The organism is Amycolatopsis sp. WGS_07 (assembly GCF_045278895.1).
Classification (GTDB): domain Bacteria; phylum Actinomycetota; class Actinomycetes; order Mycobacteriales; family Pseudonocardiaceae; genus Amycolatopsis.
On sequence record NZ_CP136053.1, the window covers coordinates 602,357 to 623,541 of the forward strand.

5 protein-coding genes and 1 pseudogene are annotated in these 21,185 nt (G+C 71.1%); all 6 read right to left on the minus strand.

All coding sequences use genetic code 11. The features are described from left to right. Positions 1 to 56 precede the first annotated feature (56 nt). Positions 57 to 15,397 (minus strand): annotated as a pseudogene (locus RPX00_RS02605) (SDR family NAD(P)-dependent oxidoreductase); the annotation flags it as partial. Positions 15,398 to 15,495: 98 nt separating this feature from the next. Beyond that, positions 15,496 to 16,692: a cytochrome P450 gene (locus RPX00_RS02610; RefSeq protein ID WP_406637084.1), complete on the minus strand. Its 1,197-nt coding sequence runs from the start codon at positions 16,690 to 16,692 to the stop codon at positions 15,496 to 15,498. Continuing rightward, positions 16,689 to 17,957 (minus strand): methylaspartate mutase, encoded by a 1,269-nt coding sequence (locus RPX00_RS02615; protein ID WP_406637086.1) that lies wholly within the window; start codon positions 17,955 to 17,957, stop codon positions 16,689 to 16,691. Before RPX00_RS02615 ends, RPX00_RS02610 begins: the two co-directional genes overlap by 4 nt. Next, complete coding sequence (locus RPX00_RS02620; protein ID WP_406637088.1) at positions 17,954 to 18,430, minus strand: cobalamin B12-binding domain-containing protein; 477 nt, start codon at positions 18,428 to 18,430, stop codon at positions 17,954 to 17,956. Before RPX00_RS02620 ends, RPX00_RS02615 begins: the two co-directional genes overlap by 4 nt. Next, a complete protein-coding gene (locus tag RPX00_RS02625) occupies positions 18,427 to 19,641 on the minus strand; it encodes a type III PLP-dependent enzyme (protein ID WP_406637090.1) in 1,215 nt (404 codons plus the stop codon). Before RPX00_RS02625 ends, RPX00_RS02620 begins: the two co-directional genes overlap by 4 nt. Further along, positions 19,638 to 21,107, minus strand: coding sequence for an AMP-binding protein (locus RPX00_RS02630; RefSeq protein ID WP_406637092.1), 1,470 nt, complete (start codon positions 21,105 to 21,107; stop codon positions 19,638 to 19,640). Before RPX00_RS02630 ends, RPX00_RS02625 begins: the two co-directional genes overlap by 4 nt. Positions 21,108 to 21,185 lie beyond the last annotated feature (78 nt).

The window sequence follows — 21,185 nt, forward strand, 5'->3', positions numbered from 1 at the left end:
CGCCGCGAGCGTGGCGAGCTTGTCGGCGAACCCGGCTTCCGGCTGTGCCGTCGAGGCGACAGCTGCCCGTCGCGGCGCAGCGGTGACGAGGCCCTTCAGCAGTGTCGAAGCGCGGTCGGCGTCCTTGAGGTCGAGCTTGACCGGCACCAGCGTCGCCGACGAAGCAGCCAGAGCGGCATCGAACAGCTCCAGCCCTTCAGCCGCGGACAGCTCCGCGACCCCGGACCGGGCGATGTGTGCCAGGTCCACCTCGCCGTCGGTGCCTTCCCACGGACCCCACGCGAGCGACGTCGCGGGGAGGCCAAGGGAAGCGCGGTGTTCGGCCAGCGCGTCCAGGAACACGTTCCCCGCCGCGTAGTTCGCCTGTCCCGCCGCGAGCAGCAGACCGCCCGCTGAGGAGTAGAGGACGAACGCCGCCAGGTCCCGATTAGCCGTCAGCTCGTGCAGGTGCCAGGCCGCGTCGACCTTGGGCCGCAACACGTTCTCGACCTGCTCCGGCGTCAAGGCGCTCAGCACCGCGCTGTCCATCTGCCCGGCCGCGTGCACCACAGCGGTCAGCCGCGGCAACGTGTCGAGCAGCTTCGCCAGCGCGTCCCGGTCGGTGACGTCGCACGCGGCCACCGTCACCTTCGCGCCCTCGCCGGCCAGTTCGTCGACCAGTTCCCGCGCCCCCGCCGCGTCAAGACCGCGACGGCTGGTCAGGACCAGGTCCCGGGCCCCGCGAGCGACCAGGTGCCGGGCCAGCAGCCCGCCGAGCAGGCCAGCGCCGCCGGTGATCAGCACCGTGCCGTCCGGGTCCCACTCAACCGTCTCGCCGACCTCCGTGACCCGGGTCAGCCGCGGCACGCGCACCTCGCCGTTCCGCACCCGGGCTTCCGGTTCGCCGGACGCGACGACCGCGGGCAGCGCCCGGGCCGACTCCGCCGCGGCGTCGAGGTCCACGACCTGGATCCGGCCCGGGTTCTCCGCCTGCGCGGCCCGCACCAGCCCCCAGACCGGAGCCTGCGCCAGCTCGTCGCGGGTGACCACGACCAGCTTGCCGTCGCCGGCCGAAAGCCAGTTCTGCAAGTGCCGCAAGGTTTCCTGCACGACCTCGTGCACCTGCTCCGGAACCGAACCGGAACCAGACCCGACCGGCAGCACCAAGACCTCCGCAGGCACCGGCTCAGTGCAGAGCGGCACCCCGAGACCGAGATCGTCGGTCCCGAGCACGGTCCAGCCGTCCAGCGAAGGCACCAGCCGCACGCCCGAAGCGGGCTGCCACTCGATCCGGTACAGCGAGTCCGGCACCTTCGCGCCGAGCTGGCTCTCCGACACCGGCCGCGTGACCAGCGAAGCGATCCGGGCCACCGGAGCACCAGCGGCGTCGGCCAGGTCGAGCGACGAACCGCTCTCGGTCTTCCGGACCCGCACCCGCAGCGCGGTCGCACCGCTGGCCTGCAGCGACACCGAGTTCCACGCGAACGGGATGGTCGTCTCGGTCAGTGCCTTCGGACCGCCCGGGATCAGGAAGTCCGTCGCGCCGAGTGCCGAGTCGAGCAGGCCCGGGTGCAGGCCGAACTCGTTCGCCGCAGTGCCTTCCGGCAGCGCGACCTCGGCGTACACCTCGCCTTCGCGCAGCCAGATCGCCCGCAGGTTGCGGAACGTCGGCCCGTAGCCGAAGCCGAGCCCCGCCAGGTCGTCGTACAACCCGGTCAGGTCAACCGATTCCGCGTCAGCAGGCGGCCACTCGCTCAGCGAGAAGTCCGAGGCCGCACCACTGGCGAGCGTGCCCGCAGCGTGCTGGACCCAGCCAGCCTCGGTCCGCGAGTGCACCGACAGCTCCCGGCGTCCGCTGGCGTCCGGCGCGCTGATGACCACGCGCAGGTCGACCCCGTCCTCGGGCAGCAGCAGCGGTGCCTGCTGAGTCAGTTCCTCCAGCAGGTTGCACCCGAGCTGGTCACCGGCGTGCACCGCCAGCTCGACGTACGCGGTGCCGGGCAGCATCGTCCGCCCCATCACCACGTGGTCGGCCAGCCACGGCTGCGTCGCGACCGACAGCCGTCCGGTCAGCACCGCGCCGCCGTCCGGCAGCTCCACCAGCGCACCCAGCAGCGGGTGTCCGGCGGACTGCGCGCCCAACGTGCTCACGTCGCCGGTCGGCTTCGTCGCGTCGAGCCAGTACTCCTTGTTCTGGAACGCGTACGTCGGCAAGTCCACAGTGGACGCACCCTGGCCGGCGAACAGCGCCTTCCAGTCGATCTTCGTGCCCCGGGAGAACAGCGTGGCCAGCGCGGTGAACACGGTCGGCACCTCGGCCCGGCCGCGGCGCATCGCGGGCACCTGGACGACCCGGTCCGGCCGGTCGGCGACCGCGGTGTCGCATTCGCGCGCCATCCCGGTGAGCACCGCGTCCGGCCCCAGCTCGACGAACCGGGTCACCCCGGCGGCGAGCAGCGACTCGACCCCGTCGGCGAACCGCACGGCCTCCCGCACGTGGCCCACCCAGTACTGCGGCGAGCACAGTTCGGCGGCGGTCGCGATCTTGCCGGTCACGTTCGACACCACCGGGATCGACGGCGCGGAATAGGTCAGTTTCTCCGCCACCACGGTGAACTCGGCCAGCATCGGCTCCATCAGCGACGAGTGGAACGCGTGCGACACGACCAGCTGCTTCGTCCGGCGGCCTGCGTCGGAGAAGGTCGCCATCGCGGCCTTCACCGCCTCTTCCGGACCGGAGATGACCACCGACCGCGGACCGTTCACCGCCGCGATGTCCACTTCGGCAGGCAGCGAGGCGCGCACCTCGTCCTCGGTGGCCGCGATCGCCGCCATCGTGCCGCCGGCGGGCAACGCCTGCATGAGCCGGCCGCGAGCGGCAACCAGCGAGCAGGCGTCAGCCAGTGAGAACACTCCGGAGACGTGTGCCGCGGCCAGTTCGCCGATCGAGTGCCCGGCGACGTAATCCGGGGTGACGCCCCACGATTCGACCAGCCGGTACAGCGCGACCTCGATCGCGAACAGCGCGCATTGCGTGTACGCGGTCTGGTTGAGCAGCGGCGAGTCTTCCCAGATCACCTGCTTGAGCGGGGTGTCCAGCTCGGCGTCGAAGAGTCCGCAGATCTCGTCGAACGCTCCGGCGAAGGCCGGGAACGCCTCGTACAGCCCGCGTCCCATGCCCGGCTGCTGTGCACCCTGTCCGGTGAACAGGAACGCCGTCAGGTCGGCCGCGCTGACCGTGCCGGCCACGGTGCCTGCCGGGGTCCGGCCGTCGGCCAGTCCGTCGAGCGCCTTCAGCGCCGCTTCGCGGTCGGCCGCCAGTACCACCGCGCGGTGGTCGAGCGCGGCGCGGCCGGTGGCCAGCGAGTAGCCGATGTCGGTCAGGCTGACGTCCGGGTTGGCCCGCAGGTGCGCGGCCAGCCGGGCGGCCTGGTCGGCGAGCGCCTGTGCGACCGAACCGGCCAGCGGCAACGGAATCGCCGGGAGTTCCGGTGCGGTGCGCCGGTTTTCGGTGGCCGGAGCGGGTGGTGCCTCCTCGATGATGATGTGCGCGTTGGTGCCGCTGATGCCGAAGGACGAGACACCGGCACGACGCGGGTGTCCGTTTGGCAGCCACGGCCGCGGTTCGGTGAGCAGCTCGATGTTGCCCGTGGTCCAGTCGACGACCGGCGACGGCGCGTCGACGTGCATCGTCTTCGGCAACATGTTGTGCCGCAACGCTTGCACGACCTTCATCACGCCTGCCGCGCCACCGGACGCCTGCGCGTGCCCGATGTTCGACTTCACCGAACCCAGGTACAGCGGCCGGTCGCGGTCCTGGCCGTAGGTGGCCAGCAGCGCCTGCGCCTCGATCGGGTCGCCCAGCTTGGTGCCCGAACCGTGTGCCTCCACAGCGTCCACATCGGACGGCTTCAGCCCACCGGCCGCGAGAGCCGCGTGGATCACGCGCTCCTGCGACGGGCCGTTCGGGGCGGTGAGGCCGTTGGACGCACCGTCCTGGTTCACCGCGCTCGACCGGACCACCGCGAGCACCTCGTGCCCGTTGCGCTGTGCGTCGGACAGCCGCTCCAGCAGAAGCAGACCCGCGCCCTCAGCCCAGCCGACCCCGTCGGAAGCCGCGGAGAACGACTTCGACCGGCCGTTGGGCGAAAGCACGCCCTGGCGGCTGGAGTCGACGAACAGGTCCGACTGCGACAGCACGGTCACGCCGCCGGCCAGCGCCAGCCCGCACTCCCCCGCCCGCAGCGCCTGCACCGCGAGGTGCAGCGTGACCAGCGAGGACGAGCACGCGGTGTCCACCGTCATGCTCGGGCCCTCGAGGCCGAGCAGGTAGGAGATCCGGCCGGAGACGACCGCGCCGGAGCTGCCGTTCGGGATGTAGGCGGCGACGTCGGCCGGGGCGCCGAGGGCGCGGCTGCCGTAGTCGTCGTACATCGCGCCGGTGAAGACGCCGGTCAGGCTGCCGCGCAGCACGGTCGGGTCGATCCCGGCGCGCTCGATGGCCTCCCACGCGGTTTCCAGCAGGAGCCGCTGCTGCGGGTCCATCGCCATCGCCTCGCGCGGGCCGATGCCGAAGAACGCCGGGTCGAACTCCGCCGCGTCGTGCAGGAAGCCGCCCTCGTTCGCGTAGGTCTTGCCGCGCTTGCCGCGTTCCGGGTCGTAGATGCCCTCGACGTCCCAGCCGCGGTTGGTCGGGAAGCCGGTGACCGCGTCGACCTCGTCGACCAGCAGCTGCCACAGGTCCTCCGGCGACCGGACGCCGCCGGGGTAGCGGCAGGCCATGCCGACGATCGCGATCGGTTCCTGCATCGACGCGTTCGTGCGGGCAGTCGTCGCCGGGGTCTTCGCGACCGCGCCGAGCAGCTTGCCCTTCACGAAGTCCGCGACGGCCTTGGCGGTCGGGTGGTCGAAGATCAGCGTCGCGGGCAGCGAGAGGCCGGTCGCGGTGCCGAGGAGGTTGCGGAGTTCGACCGCGGCGAGCGAGTCGAAGCCCAGCTCCTTGAACGCCCTCGTTCCGTCCACTTCGGACTTGTCCGCGTAGCCGAGCACCGTGGCCACCTGCGTGCGAACGAGGTCGAGCAGCACCCGGTCCCGTTCGCTTTCCACCAATGCGGCCAGCTCGTCGGCGAGCGCGTTGTCCGCCGCCTTGGCCGCCTTCGCCACGCGGCGTGCCTTCGGCGGCACGAAACCACGCAGCAGCGCGGGCAGTTCGTCGGTACGCGCTCGCAGCGCCGGGACGTCCACGCGAAGCGGCGCGATGACCGCGTCTTCGGTGGCCACGGCGGCGTCGAACAAGGCCAGGCCCTGTTCGGCGGTCACTGCGGGCAGGCCCAGGCGGGCCATTCGGGCGAGGTCGGCTTCGGCGAGATCGCCGCCGAGACCGGTGTTCTCCGCCCACAGACCCCACGCCAGCGCGGTGGCCGGAAGCCCGGCCGCGCGCCGGTGTTCGGCGAGCCCGTCGAGGAACGCGTTGGCCGCGGCGTAGTTCGCCTGTCCGGCGGGCAGCACCTGGCCGCCGGCGGAGGAGAACATCACGAACGCGGACAGCTGCCGGTCGGCGGTCAGCTCGTGCAGGTGCCAGGCCGCGTCGACCTTCGGCCGCAGCACCGCGTCAAGCTGCTCCGCGGTGAGGGAATCGAAGACGCCGCTGTCGGCGGTACCGGCGGCGTGCACCACTGCGCCGAGGTCCGGCAGACCGTTGACCAGCTGCTCCACCGCTGCCCGGTCCGCGACATCGCACGCCGCCACCTGGACTGTCGCACCCAGGTCCGTCAGCTCTTCGACCAGCTGCGCGGCACCCGGGGCGTCGAGACCGCGACGGCTGGTGAGCACGAGGCTCTGCACGCCGTGCTCGGCCACCAGGTAACGCGCCAGCAGGCTGCCGAGCCCGCCGGTGCCGCCGGTGATCAGGACGGTGCCGTCCCACGCGGTGGTTCCGGTCGATTCGGTGCGGGTGTAGCGCGGGGCGAGGACCGCGCCGGCGCGGATCGCCGACTCCGGCTCGCCTGAGGCGACCACCGCGGCGATCGTCTCGACCTTGGTGTCCGCGTCCGCGTCGATCAGGAACACCCGTCCGGGGTGTTCGGCCTGCGCTGCCCGGGCGAGGCCCCACAGCAGACCCTGCGTGACGTCCACAGTGGACTCGCCAGCTGGGACCGCGGACTGCGTGACGATCGCGAGCTTCGTGTCGGTCAGGCGTGATTCGGCCAGCCAGGCCTGGATCTCGGCAAGCAGCCAGGTCGCGTTGGCCCGCGCCGCTTCCGGCACCGCGCCATCCGCAGCGGGCACCGACAACGTCACGAGACCGGGCACCGGCTCACCGCGATCCACGGCACCGAGCAGGTCCGCGAAGCCACTGTAGGTCGCGGCCACGCCGACTCGGCCTTGGCCGATCGCGACGACGTCGCCTGGCTCGGCGGCCGGGACCGGCACGGACTGCCAACCGATCTTCAGCAGCGAACCGTCCGTGGTGTCGGCCTGCGCGACCAGTTCGGTCCGCACCGGCCGCGAGACCAGCGACTCGACCGACGCGACCGGGTTGCCTTCGCCGTCCGCGACCTCGATCGAGGACAGTTCGTCGCCGTCCAGCCGCACGATCCGCACCCGCAGCACCGAAGCGCCGACCGCGTGCAGCGCGACGCCGTTCCACACGAACGGAAGCAGCGTCGAACCGCTCGGGTCGCCGAGCAGGTCGGCGTGCATCGCGGTGTCGAGCAGCGCCGGGTGCAGGCCGTAGGAACCCGCCGTGGACGCGGCCGGCTCCGGCAGCTCGACCTCGGCGAACACCTCGTTGCCCCGTCGCCACGCGGCCTTCAGACCCTGGAACGCCGGGCCGTAGCCGTAACCGCGTTCGTTGAGCAGCTCGTACGCGCCCTCGACCGGGATCACCGTCGCGCCAGCCGGCGGCCATTCGGTGAGGCCAGCGGGCTCCGGCCGCGCGGTGGCGGACAGGGTGCCCAGCGCGTGCTGGGTCCAGTCGCCGTCGGATTCGACCGGGCGGGAGAACACGGTGACCGGGCGGCGGTCGCCGTTCGCGGGGCCGACCACGACCTGCAGCGCGACCGCGCCGTCCGGGGCCAGGACGAGCGGCGCCTGCAGCGTCAGCTCCTCCACCACCGGGTGGCCCACCTGGTCGCCCGCCGCGACCGCCAGCTCGACGAACCCGGTGCCGGGCACCAGGATCGCGCCCTTCACCACGTGGTCCGCGACCCACGGCACCGACGAAGCGGACAACCGTCCAGTGAGGACAGTGGTGTCCGAACCGGACAGTGCCACGACCGCGCCCAGCATAGGGTGCGCCAGCGGCTGCTGGCCGACCGAAGTGACGTCGCCGGACGGCGTCGCGTCGAGCCAGTAACGCTTGTGCTGGAAGGCATACGTCGGCAGGTCGAGCCGGACCGGGCCGTCGCCGAGCAGCGGGCCGAGCTTCGCCGCGCCGCGGATGTGCAGGCGACCGGCCGCTGTGAGCGCGGTGCGCACCTCGTCCTGATCGCGCCGTCCAAACGGGACGAACTCCGCGTCGGCGCTCTGCGGGCCGAGCGCGGACAGCACGCTGTCCGGGCCGATCTCCAGGAACGTCTGAACGCCGCTCTCCGCCAGCGTCGTGACCGCGGCACCGAAGCGGACGGTCTCGCGGACGTGGGTGACCCAGTACTCCGGCGAACGCAGCTCGTCGTCGGTGGCGAGTTTCCCGGTGACCGTCGAGACAATCGGGATCTTCGGCGCGGAATAGGTCAGCCCCGTGGCGATCTCGCGGAACTCGTCCAGCATCGGTGTCATCAGCGGCGAGTGGAACGCGTGGCTCACCCGCAACCGTCGCGTTTGGACATCTCCAGCGGCCCGCTCGATCTCGGCGACCACATCCGCGTCACCGGAGACGACCACGGCGGCCGGGCCGTTCACCGCGGCGATGCTGACCGCGTCCTCGTGGCCCTGCAGCAGCTCGCGAACCGCGTCCTCAGTCGCGGCGAGCGAGACCATCGCGCCGCGCCGGTCGTTCAGCGCGCCCATCAACCGGCCGCGTGCGGCGACCAGTTTTGCCGCGTCCTCCAGGGAAAGCACGCCCGCGACGTGGGCCGCGGCCAGCTCGCCGATCGAGTGCCCGGCGAGCGCGTCGGGCCGGAAGCCCCACGACTCGGCGAGCCGGAACAACGCGACCTCGACTGCGAACAGCCCAGTCTGCGTGTACTGCGTCTGGTCCAGCAGACCACGGTCGGCGAGTTCGGTAGTGCCGAACACGACGTCCCGCAGCGGCACGTCGATCAGCGGATCGATCGCCGCGCACACCGCGTCGAACGCCGTCGCGAAGGCCGGGTACGCGTCGTACAGCTCGCGTCCCATGCCAACCCGCTGCGCGCCCTGGCCGGAGAACAGGAAGGCGAGCTTCCCGTCCACCACCTGGCCAGTCGGGGCGTCTCCGCCCGCCAACGCGTCGAGACCGTCGGCGAGTTCGGCCGCCGTTTCGGCGACCACCACCGCCCGGTGTTCCAGCGAGGCCCGCGTCGCAGCCAGCGAACGCGCGATCTCCGCGACGGAAACGCCCTCAGCGAGCCAAGAACGCAGCCGCGCCGCCTGTCCGCGCACCGCGGCGGCGGACCGGCCGGACAACGCGACCGGAACGATCGTCTGCGTCTCGGAAGGCCGTTCGACCGGGATCACCGGTGCCTGTTCCAGGATGACGTGCGCGTTCGTGCCGCTGATGCCGAACGACGACACCGCGGCACGACGCGGCCGGTCGACCTCCCACTCGCGCGCTTCGGTCAGCAGCCGGACCGCGCCGGTCTCCCAATCGACCACAGTGGACGGACGATCGACGTGCAATGTCTGCGGCAGCTGGCCGTGCTGCATCGCCATGACCATCTTGATGATGCCCGCGACGCCCGCCGCGGCCTGCGTGTGGCCGATGTTCGACTTGATCGACCCGAGCCACAGCGGCTGGTCCTCGGAACGGTCCTGCCCGTAGGTGGCCAGCAGCGCCTGCGCCTCGATCGGGTCGCCCAGCGTGGTACCGGTGCCGTGGCCCTCGACAGCGTCCACTTCGGACGGCTGCAGACCGGCGTCGGCCAGCGCCTTGGCGATCACCCGCTGCTGCGAAGGACCATTCGGCGCGGTAAGGCCGTTCGACGCGCCGTCGTGGTTCACCGCGGAGCCGCGCAGGACCGCGAGCACCGGGTGGCCGTTGCGACGTGCGTCAGACAGCCGCTCGACGAGCAGCATGCCCGCGCCCTCGCCCCAGCCGGTGCCGTCCGCCGCTTCGGCGAACGCCTTGCACCGGCCGTCGGCGGAAAGCCCGCGCTGACGGCTGAAGTCGATGAAAGTGTCCGGAGTGGACATCACGGTGACACCACCGGCCAGCGCCAGCGTGCACTCGCCGCGACGCAGCGCCTGCACCGCCCAGTGCAACGCGACCAGCGAGGACGAGCACGCAGTGTCCACAGTGACCGTCGGGCCTTCCAGACCCAGCGCGTAGGACACGCGGCCGGACACGACGCTGGCGAGGCTGCCGTTGCCGAGGTAGCCCGCGATGTCGTCCGAGACGGTGCCGAGGCGGGTGCCCCAGTCGTGGTACATCACGCCGGCGAACACACCGGTCGCGCTGCCGCGCAAGCCGACCGGGTCGATCCCGGCCCGCTCGAACGCCTCCCACGAGACCTCCAGCAACAGCCGCTGCTGCGGGTCCATCGCCGCCGCCTCGCGCGGGCTGATCTCGAAGAAGTCCGCGTCGAACTCGGCCGCGTCGTGCAGGAAGGCACCGTGCTTGACGTAGGAGTGGCCGGGCTTGCCGGGCTCCGGGTCGTACAGGGAGTCGACGTTCCAGCCGCGGTCGACCGGGAAGCCGGACAGCGCTTCCTCGCCCTCCGACACGAGCCGCCACAGGTCTTCCGGCGTCTCGACGCCGCCCGGGTAGCGGCAGGCGATGCCGACGATGGCGATCGGCTCCTCCGGGTCCACAGTGGTCACCGGCGTAACGGTCTGCACCGGGGTGAGGCCGGCCAGGCGCGACGCCAGGTACTCGGCGAGCGCGCGCGGCGTCGGGTAGTCGAACACCAGCGTCGCGGGCAGCCGCATGCCGGTGACTGAATCGAGGATGTTGCGCAGCTCGACCGCGGCCAGCGAGTCGAACCCGATCTCGCCGAACGGGCGGGCCGGGCTGATCGCGTCCGCGCTGTCGTGCCCGAGAACGGCCGCGACGTGCGTGCGCACCAGGTCGAGCAGCGCACGGTCCCGGTCCGCCTCGGCGAGGTGCGCGAACCGCTCGGCGAACTGCCGCTCCGGCGTCACTTCCCCGCTGGCAACGGCGATCCGGCGGCGGCCGGCGGGCACGAGCCCGCGCAGCACGGCCGGAACGTCTTCGCCGCGCGAGCGCAGCGCGGCCCGGTCGACCCGGGTCGGCACGACGGTCGGAACCCCGGTGCCGAGCGCGGCGTCAAGGGCGGCAAGGCTTTCCGACACGGTCAGCGGCGCGAGACCCAGCCGCGCGATGCGGTTTCGGTCCACTTCGGACAGTGTCGCGCCCATGCCGATCGCCTGGCCGGCGTCGGGGGCCCACAGACCCCAGGCCAGCGACGTCGCGGGCAGGCCAGCGGCGTGCCGGTGCTCGGCCAGTGCGTCGAGGAACGTGTTGCCCGCGGCGTAGTTCGCCTGTCCGGCACCGTCGGCCAGACCCGCCGAGGAGGAGAACAGGACGAACGCCGACAGGTCCAGCTCCAGAAGTCAGCTCGTGCAACGCCCACGCCGCGTCGAGCTTCGGGGCCAGCACTGCGTCGAGCTGCTCGGCGGTGAGCGAGCCGATCATCGCGTTGTCGAGCACGCCAGCGGTGTGCACGACGGCGGACAGCGGGTGCTCGGCCTTCTTGATCGCGGCCGACAGCGAACGCTTCTTGCTGACGTCCGAGGCGACCACCTGCGCGGTCGCGCCCAGCTCCGCCAGCTCTTCGACCAGCTCAGCCGCGCCCGGTGCGTTAAGACCGCTACGGCTGAGCAACAGCAGGCTGCGCACGCCGTGCTTGGCGACGAGGTGCTTCGCGACCTGCGCGCCAAGACCGCCGGTACCGCCGGTGATCAGCACGGTTCCGTCAGCCCGCCAGGTCGGCTCCCCACCTTCGGCCACCAGCCGGACCAACCGCCCGGCCGACACCGTGTCTCCGTCGATCCGCAGCTCCGGCTCGCCCGAGCCGAGCGCGGTGGCCAGCGTCGCCGGTGTAGCAACGCCCTCCACCAGAACGACGCGACCGGGGTGCTCAGCCTGCGCCGAACGCACCAGCCCACGGACCGCGGAGTCGGCCAGCGAGCCGCGCGTCAGCACGACCAAGCGCGCACCGGCGTAACGGTCGCCTTCCAACCACTGCTGCAGCACAGTCCGCACGCGGTGCGCGGTCTGCTTGGCAGCGGCGGCGATGTTCTTGCCCGGCACCGAAACCGGCAGCAGCACCACCTCGGGCACGTCGACCAGCGACACCAGCGAGTCGACCACCGGCACATCGAAACCGTTGATCGAGCCCAACGAAGCCAGCGTCGGCAGCTCTGCCGCACCGGTGACCGGCGTCCACTCGACGGTGTACAGCAGGTCGCGCGCCTGGGTGCCGAGGTCGGCCTCGCGGACCGGCCGCGAGCGGAACGACTCGACGGACAGCACCGGCGTACCGGCCACATCCGTCACGTCGATCGAGACGCCACCGGTGGCCGGGGAGGTGATCCGCACCCGGACCTCGGTCGCGCCCGAAGCGTGCAGCCGCACGCCGGTCCACGCGAACGGCAGCCGGATCTCGTCCGGCTCCCGCGCTTCGCCCGGGGCGAAGTCGGTGGCGTGCAGGACCGCGTCCAGCAACGCCGGGTGGACGCCGAACGCCGCGTCGCGCCCGGCCGCGGGCAGCGCGACCTCGGCGAACACCACGTCATCGCGCTTCCACGCGGTACGCAGGCCCTGGAACAGCGGGCCATAGCCGTAACCCTGCTCGGCCAGTTCGGTGTACAGCTCGTTCGTCGCGACCACTTCGGCGCCAGCGGGCGGCCATTCGCCGCGCGGCGCGGGCTCGACGACCGGCCCAGCGGCCAGAACACCGATGGCGTGCCGGGTCCAAGCCGCGTCGGCGTCGTGGTCGGGACGGGAGTGGAACTCGATGGTGCGGCGACCGTCGACGTCCGGGCCGACCAGCGTCTGCAGCGCGACCCCGCCGGACGCCGGGAGCGCCAGCGGAGCCTGCAGCGTCAGCTCGTCGACCACGCCGTAGCCGACCTGGGCGGCGGCGTGCAGAGCCATCTCGACGAACGCGGTCCCCGGCAGCACCGGCGTGCCCGCGATCGAGTGGTCGGCCAGCCACGGATGCGTCCGCAGCGCGACGCGACCGGTGAGGACCAGGCCGTCGTCGCCGGCCAGGCCGATCTCGGCAGCCAGCAGCGGGTGTCCCGAGGCCAGCTGGCCGAAGTCCGCCGCGTCGCCGTGCCCGGCCGGCGCGGTGAGCCAGTAGTGCTTGTGCTGGAAGGCATACGTCGGCAAGTCGACCACCTGCGCGGTGCCGAAGAACGCCGTCCAGTCGACCGCGACGCCGCGAGTGTGCAGCCGGCCGAGCGCGGCCGCGAGCGTGGTGACCTCGGACCGGTCACGGCGCTGCGCGGGAGTGAACGCGATGGCCTCGCTGGTGCCGGCGGCCATCGCCGACAGCACGGCGTCCGGGCCGACCTCGATCGCGGTCGTCACGCCGGCGTCGACCAGCGCCTGGACCCCGTCGGCGAACCGCACCGCGCGGCGGACGTGCCACAGCCAGTACCCCGGCGAGCACAGTTCCTCGGCGGTCGCGATCCGGCCGGTCACGTTCGAGACCACCGGGATCGTCGGGTTCGCGTACTCGACCACCTCGAGGATCTCGCGGAACTCGGCCAGCATCGGCTCCATCAGCGGCGAGTGGAACGCGTGCGACACGCGCAGCTCGCTGATCTTGCGGCCCTGCATGCGGAACACCGACACGACGGCTTCCACCGCTTCGCGCTCGCCGGAGACGACGACCGACGTCGGGCCGTTCACCGCGGCCAGGCTGACCTGGTCGCCCAGCAGCGGCTGGACCTCGTCCTCGGTCGCCGCGATGGCGACCATCGAGCCGCCTTCCGGAAGAGCCTGCATGAGCCGTCCGCGAGCGGCGACGACCAGGCACGCGTCGGCGAGCGACCACACCCCCGCGATGTGCGCGGCGGCCAGCTCGCCGATCGAGTGGCCGAGCAGGATGTCCGGCCGCACGCCCCACGATTCGAGCAGCCGCGCCAACGCGACCTCGACCGCGAACAGCGCGCACTGGGTGTACTGCGTTTCGTTCAGCTCCGTGGCGTCGTCGCCGAAGAGGACGTCGCGCAGCGGGGTGTCCATCTGCACGTCGAGGTGGTCGACAGCCTCGTCGAAGACCTCGGCGAACTTCGGGTACGCCAGGTACAGCTCACGTCCCATCGCGAGCCGCTGCGAACCCTGGCCGGTGAACAGCATCGCGAGCTTGCCCGGCGTGCGCTCGCCGAGCACGACGTTCGGGTCCTGCTCGCCCGCCGCCAGCGCCTGCAGCCCGCGCACGGCATCGGCGATGTCCTCCGCAACCACCACGGCCCGCTGATCGTGCGCGGCACGTGTGGTGGCGAGCGAGAAGCCGAGGTCGGTCAGGTTCTGTGACTCCACAGTGGACACCAGCGCGGCGGCCTGCGCCTTCAGCGCTTCCTCACTGCGCGCCGACACGACCAGCGGCACGACCGGCAGCTCGTCGCTCGTGGTTTCCGCGGTCTCGACGGCCGGAGCCTGCTCGATGATCACGTGCGCGTTGGTGCCGCTCACGCCGAACGACGAAACGCCAGCGCGGCGCGGACGCTCGATCAGCGGCCATTCCCGCTGCTCAGTCAGCAGCTCGACCGCACCGGTGGTCCAGTCGACGTGCGGCGTCGGCTCGTCCACGTGCAGCGTCTTCGGCAGCACGCCGTGTCGCATCGCCTCGACCATCTTGATCACGCCAGCGACGCCAGCCGCGGCCTGAGTGTGGCCGATGTTCGACTTGATCGACCCGAGCAGCAGCGGCGTCTCGCGGTCCTGCCCGTAGGTGGACAGCAGCGCCTGCGCCTCGATCGGGTCGCCGAGCCGGGTACCGGTGCCGTGCGCCTCGACCGCGTCCACATCGGACGCTTCCAAGCCAGCGTCCGCCAGCGCGCGCTTGATCACACGCTGCTGCGACGGACCGTTCGGCGCGGTAAGGCCGTTCGACGCGCCGTCGGAGTTGATCGCCGAGCCGCGGACCACGGCGAGCACCGTGTGTCCATTCGCGACTGCGTCCGAAAGCCGTTCCAGCACCAGGACACCGACGCCCTCGGCGAACCCGGTGCCATCCGCGGCGGCCGCGAAAGCCTTGCAACGACCGTCTTCCGCGAGACCACGCTGACGGCTAAAGGCAGTAAACGTGCCCGGCGCGCCCATCACCGCGACACCACCGGCGAGCGCGAGCTGGGTTTCCCCACGCCGCAACGCCTGCACCGCCAGGTGGAGCGCGACCAGCGAGCCGGAGCAAGCGGTGTCAACGGTCAGCGTCGGCCCTTCTAGACCGAGCGCATAGGCGACCCGACCGGAGACGACGCTGGGCGCGTTGCCGGTGAGCATGTAACCGTCGAGGCCGTCGGGTGCTTCGTGCAGCCGCGGACCGTACTCCTGCGCCTCGGCACCGATGTACACACCCGCCGGGGTTCCGCGCAAAGTGGACGGATCGATCTTGGCCCGCTCCAACGCTTCCCACGCCGTCTCCAGCACAAGCCGCTGCTGCGGGTCCATTGCGGACGCTTCACGCGGGGCGATGCCGAAGAACCCAGCGTCGAACTCCCCCGCACCAGGCAGGAATCCGCCCGCGGTGACGTAGCTGCTGCCCGGCTTGTCCGGGTCCGGGTCATACAGGCTGTCGAGGTCCCAACCGCGGTCCTCCGGGAAGCCGGAGATCGTGTGCACCTCGTCGGCGACCAGCTGCCACAACGCTTCCGGCGACACCGCGCCGCCCGGATACCGGCAGCCGATGCCGACGATCGCCACCGGCTCGTCGTTCGCCGTACCGCCGGCCAGCGCCGCGACGGATTCCTCCGCGCCGAACACCTCGGCGTGCAGGAAACGGGCGACCGCGGCCGGGGTCGGATAGTCGAAAGCCAGCGTCACCGGCAGCTCCAGCCCGGTCGCGTCGGTCAGCTGCGCGTGCAGCTCCACCGCCGCCAGCGAGTCGAACCCGTGGTCGGAGAACGCTTTCTCCGGGTCGAGCACGGCAGGCACCTCGGGCAGCGCGGCCTGCAGCGCCGCCCGCGTCGCGTCGTGGACCACGCCGGCGAGGAACCCCGCGCGGTCCGCCGGCGGCAGAAGCGTCAGCCGCTCCGCGAAGCCGGATTCCCGATTCTTCTCACTCTCACGCATTGCGCACTCCACACCGCGGTAGCCAGGCAGCATTCATGGGTCGTCGGTCGGATCGTATGGCGGGCTCGGGCCGCGCCGGATCCCCAGAAAACGTCGTTAGGGGCGGGAAGTCACCAGGCGATGCGCAGCAGCGAAGGGCCGCGCACGATCACGCCGTACTCCCATTTCACGCCCTCGCGGCCGTCCGCGAGCCGCAATTCCGGAAAACGCTCCAGAATCGCCTTCAGCGCCTCCTGCAATTCCAGCCGCGCCAGCTGCGCCCCGATGCAGTGGTGCGGTCCGTGGCCGAACGCGACGTGCGGGTTCGGGCTGCGGGTCAGGTCGATGACGTCCGGATTCGCGAACACCTCCGGATCCCGGTTCGCCGCGTGCAGCGCGGGCAGCACCGGATCGCCCGCCCGCACCACGACGTCGCCGATCCGGACGTCCTCGCGGGGATACCGGGCGAACATCGCCGCGGTGTTGATCGGCACCCACCGCAGCAGTTCCTCCACCGCGGTCGGCAGGATCTCCGGTTGCGCCCGCAGCTGCGCGAGCAACTCCGGCTGCGTCAGCAGGGTGAAGACGAAGCTCGGCAGCGCCGAGGAAACCGTCTCCACGCCACCGGTCAGCAGGCCGGCACCGGCGATCGCGATCAGCTCGTTCTCGGTCAGCTTGTCCCCGGCGTCCCGGGCGTAGACGAGCGCGCCGAGGAGGTCGTCGGTCGGCTCCTCGCGGCGCTGCGCGACCAGCTGGGCCACGTAGTTGTCCAGCTGATCGCCGTAGACGTCGAGCACGTCGCTCTTCGCCGTGGCGTCGCCGACCAGCGCCTGGGTCCACTCGCTGAAGATCTTGTGGTCTTCCTTAGGGACGCCGAGCAGATTGCAGATCACCGTGACCGGCAGCGGCCGCGCGAGATCCTCGACGATGTCGCCGGTCTCGCCCTTCTCGATCATCGCGTCGATCAGCTCGTGCGTCAGGTCGTGGACGCTTTCGCGCATCGCTTCCAGCCGCCGCGCGGTGAACGCCTTCATCACCAGGCGGCGCAGGCGGGTATGATCCGGCGGGTCCATGCCCATGATGCCGTCGCCCATCTGCTGGCGGCGCATCCGCGGCTGGTCGAGCCCCTGTGCCAGCTCGCGGCTGAACCGCGGGTCGGCGGTCACCAGCTTGACGTCGGCGTACTTCGTCGCCAGCCAGGCCTGCTCGCCGAAGGGCAACTGCACCCGGCTCAACGGCTCGTCGCGCTGCAACTGGTGGTAGGTCTCGGAAACCGACGTCTCGTGCATGTCGAACGGATACGCCCGGACAGTCCGGCGAGTGCTCATCGCGGTTCCCCTCCGATCGCGGTCATCGGCTGCTCCAATGCCTGGGTGTCATGGGTGTGCTGGACGTAGGAAAGCGCCGACATCAGCGTCGACGAGGTGATCTGGCCGCTCGGCGCGCGCTCGGCGATCCCGCGCAACGGCAGCGAACCCAGCTCGGACCAGCCGAGCCGGCCGTCCGCGTCGAGCGTGCTGCGCGCCTGTCCGGCGTTGTCCGGGTGCAGGCAGTACGGCACGTCGAGCAGACCGCGTTTGAAGGCGACCACGAGCGCGCGGTCGAGATCGGCGTGGCTGTTGAGGACCGCGTCGACCAGTGCGTAGGCCTCGCGGTATACCTGGTTGTCTTCGTCCACGATGGCCTTGATGCCCTTCGCCGACGCTGCCGCGTGTTCGAGCGCGGTCACGTTCTCCGCGACGGTCGGGATGCGGTGCGCTTCGGCGGCGGTCTTCACGATCAGCCGTTCCGAACCCGTGCTCATCGCCAGCTCGGCCGCCTTGCCCAGCAACAACATCGCGCCGTCGGGCGTCCGCGGGAAGAGCCCCATGTAGGCGTAGATCACCACGTGCCAGGTCGCTTCCGGCAAGAACTCCGCGCACAACCGGCGCAGCGCGGACACGGCTTCCCGGTCCTGCTGAAGGTTCGTCTGCTGCGCGTAGCTCACCGAAATGCTGCGCAAACCTTTGCGGTAGAAGAACAACGCCTCCAGGACGCTGATCGCGACCAGCTCGCTCGGCGGACACAGCTGTCCGAGCATGCAGCCGCCGAACGTCTCCAGATGCGGACGGCCACCCGGATGCTCCGCGTCCACCAGCAGGTCGCAGCAATAAGCCCAGTTCCGCACGGCCTCGTCGAGCGGAGTGCGGCTGTAGGGCAGGCAGTACGAAATCGGACCGCCTTCGGTCGCGTGCAGACCGGCGGCGATCATCGCGCGGAAGATGTCCGCCGGTCGCGCCGAACCGTGCCGGACCTGCACCGGGAAATCCGGGCCTTCGAGACCGTCGAGCATCGCCCTGGTCACCTCGGGCGGATGGTTGACGATCGGGTACCCGTTGAGCGGAATGCCGTTGCGCAGCGCGTGTTCCGCGGAGTCGGTGTCGCGGACGCGGGTGTAGCTGTCGAGCGTGAGCGTGCCGACGGTGGCCGCGTTCGCGTGCTTGGTCGCGACCAGCCCGGCGCGCATCGCGGCCGGCTGGTCGAAGCCCATGCGCGGCTGCACGACCAGCTCCCCGGCCGCGTGCCGCTGCGCTACGAACCGCTCGAAGCTCACGCTCCCTCCAACTGGGAGACCCCGCCCGGAAGCGTGGCCGCGAAGTGCCGGAACGCGGCGGCGTTCTGCTCGTCGAAGACCCCGTCGAACCCGGCGAACAGCAGCTCCGCGGTCTGCTCGTCGGAAAGCGGACCGCCGGTGCCGAGCTTCCCGCCGATCACGATCGGCAGCCGTCGCAGCTCCGGCAGCGCCCGCAGCCGCTGCACGACCCGCAGCCCGTCCTGGTAGCCGTGCCCATTGACGCTGCTCAGCACCAGCATCGCCGGACGCCGGCTGACGCATTCGGACTCCAGCAGCTCGTCCGGCACGCACGCGCCGAGGTTCACGACGTCGAACCCGAGTTCCCCCACCAGCAGCTCGAGGTAGACCAGGTTCCAGGTGTGCGAGTCCGACGCCATGCTGCTCACGATCACCGTGCGCGCGCTGGGTTCTTCGATGACGCTGCTGCCGTAGGCGTGGACTTCTTCGCTCATGGCGACACCTCATAAGCTCGCTGATAGTCCAATCGCGACACTGAGACGACCTCGTCGCCGCGAACCACGACTTCGGTCGGCGCGGGACGGCCGAGGAAGCTGATCAGACTGGCGGTGACGCCGTACGCGCCCACGTTCGGCACGGTCAGCAGGTCGCCAGCGGACAGGTCGGGCAGCTTCGCGGCCTTCGAGAGCGAGTCCCCGGGAGTACACAGTGGACCGACCAGCTGACCGGGTTGGTCCCCGACCTGCTCGACGCCAACCGCGGCGGGCAGCAGGCGGCCGATCCCGGAAAGCCCGCCGACCACGTTGATCCCCGCGTCGAGAATGACGAACCGGTGGCCCCGGCTCTCCTTCACGTTCACGACGCCGGCCAGCAGCGTCCCGCAAGTGCCGGAGAGGTAGCGGCCGGATTCGCAAGCCAGCTCCACCTCGCCGCTGCGCCATTCCGGCAGGTAGAGGTCGAGGAGCTGCTCCAAACCGTTGCGCAGCTTCGGATAGTCGGTGCGCTCGCCGGGCACCGCGTACGGCGACGAGAACCCACCGCCGATGTCGAGCAGTTCCAGCGGCAGCCCGGTTTCCTGCCGCAGCTGCGCGGCCGACTGCAACACGAACTCGTACTCGCCGAGCAGCGCGTCCTCGTCCTGCGCGTTGCTCATCGTGAAGAAGTGCGCGCCAACGATCTTCGCCCCGCTGACCGCCTTGAACAGCGGCATCAGCTCGGGCAGCGTCTCGGCGTCGACACCGAACTGCGACGGGCGGCCCATCATCCGGATCCCGGTGGACGCGCTGCCCTGCGTGGTGTTCACCCGCAGCAGGCAACGCGCGACAGTGTCCTGCCGTTCCGCGGCGGCACCGACATGCTGCAGGTCAGTGAGCGATTCCACGGAGAACAGCCGGACGCCCGCGGTGATCGCCGCGTCCAGCTCACCGTCCGTCTTGCCAGGGCCGGTGTAGAGGATGTCTTCCGGCGCGAACCCGGCGGTCAGCGCGTTGGCCAGCTCGCCGGTCGAGCTGATCTCCGCGCGGCAACCGCCCTCGCGGAGTTCGCGGGCGATCTCCGGATGCGGGTTGGCCTTCAGCGCGTAGTAGACCGCGAACCCCTCGGGCAGCAGGCCGAACAGCTGATCGCGCGACTGCGCGGTCACGTCCAGGTCGTACACGTAAGCCGGCGTGCCGAACCGTGCGGCCAGCTCGTCGTACTTGCTCATTTGCGGGCACCTTCCACCAGCTTGGCCAGTTCCTTCGTCGCGTTCTTGCCGTGCGCGGTGAGCGGGAACTCGTCCACGACGTGGCACAGCGCGGGCACCTTCTGCGGTTCGAGCCGCTGCGCCAGTTCCTTGAGCACCGTGGTCGGCGGCAGGTCGCTCTCCACGCAGATCGCCAGGTCGCGCGTCTCGCTCGGCGGGATCGCGCCCGCCGCGCGCACGCCGGGGATGTCCATCGCGGCCGCTTCGATCTCCAAAGTGGACATCCGGATTCCCTTGCGCTTGAACATGTCGTCGCGGCGGCCCTCGAAGTAGAGGTAACCGTCCTCGTCGAGCCGGCCGTAGTCGCCGGTGTGCAGTCGCAGCTCGCCAGTGGCCTCGTCGCGGCGGAACGCGCGCGCGGACAGCTCCGGTGCCCGCCAGTAGCCAGGCATCACGTGCGGCCCGGCGGCCACGATCTCGCCGATTTCACCGGCAGGCAACGGAGTTCCGTCGGCGGCGAGGATGTGCACGGTCGTACCGGGCAGCGGAAGACCGGACGAGCCAGGACGTTCGGTGTCTTCCTCAGGCGGCATGACGGTGATCCGCTTGCACTCGGTCTGACCGAACTGGCGGACCACCCGCACGCCCGGGAAAGCCGCGCGAAGCTTGGCAATAGTCGAATCCGGCAGCGCCGCACCGGTGTTGGTGAACAGCCGCACCGGAGCCGCTTCGCCACGGTCGCGCTCGGCCAGGGTGGCGATCATCGTCGCGAGCGAAGGCACGATCGGAACGACGGTCGCGCCGACCTCGCGCATCCGTTGCAGCAGACGAAGATCGGACTCGGCGTCGGCGAGCACGATCTCGCTGCGGCCGAGCGTCGAGAGAAGGACTTTGTAGAGGCCGTAGTCCCAGGACATCGGGAACCGGCAGAAAACGACGTCGTCCTGGCGATAGCCGAGCACCGCCTGGATCGCACCGGCCGCGAAGGTGACCTGCCGGTGCGGCCCGATGACACCCTTGGGCGCGGCCGTGCTGCCGGAGGTGTAAACGAGCACCGCGACGTCATCCAGATCGACCTCGGTCGGTTCGACGCGCGTTCCCTCGCGGAAGGCTTCCTCCACTTCCGTCCACAGTGGAGCGAACTCCTCCGGCTGGAGAATCAGCACCGGTTCGGCGTTCGCGACGACCGAGTCGAAGTGGAACTGCTTCATCGCCGGGTTGATCGGCACGAACACCGCGCCGCGGCGCGAAGTGCCGTGGAAGAGCGCGACCAGCGCCCGGTCCGTCGGCAACTGCACCACCACGCGATCGCCGCGCCCCACGCCGCGCCGCGCGAGGACTGCCTCCACCGCGTGACTCCAAGCGGCCAGCTCGGCATACGTCCACACCCCCGCCCGGTCGCGCACCGCGGCGGCGTCCGGCGCACCGGCCACCGCCGCGTCGAGCAGGGCATGGACGAGAGAACCGGATTCGTTCACGACTGCCACTCCCGAAAGGATTCGTAGAATCACCGTGCCTGCGCGGGATAGCTCCCCGACGTCCGAAAAGTTATCCGCGCGCAGGCG

What these genes read in the sequence shown, in the direction of transcription:
- RPX00_RS02610 (WP_406637084.1), bottom strand. Translation starts at nt 16,692, where the DNA reads ATGAGCACTCGCCGGACTGTCCGGGCGTATCCGTTCGACATGCACGAG.
- RPX00_RS02620 (WP_406637088.1), bottom strand. Translation starts at nt 18,430, where the DNA reads ATGAGCGAAGAAGTCCACGCCTACGGCAGCAGCGTCATCGAAGAACCC.
- RPX00_RS02625 (WP_406637090.1), bottom strand. Translation starts at nt 19,641, where the DNA reads ATGAGCAAGTACGACGAGCTGGCCGCACGGTTCGGCACGCCGGCTTAC.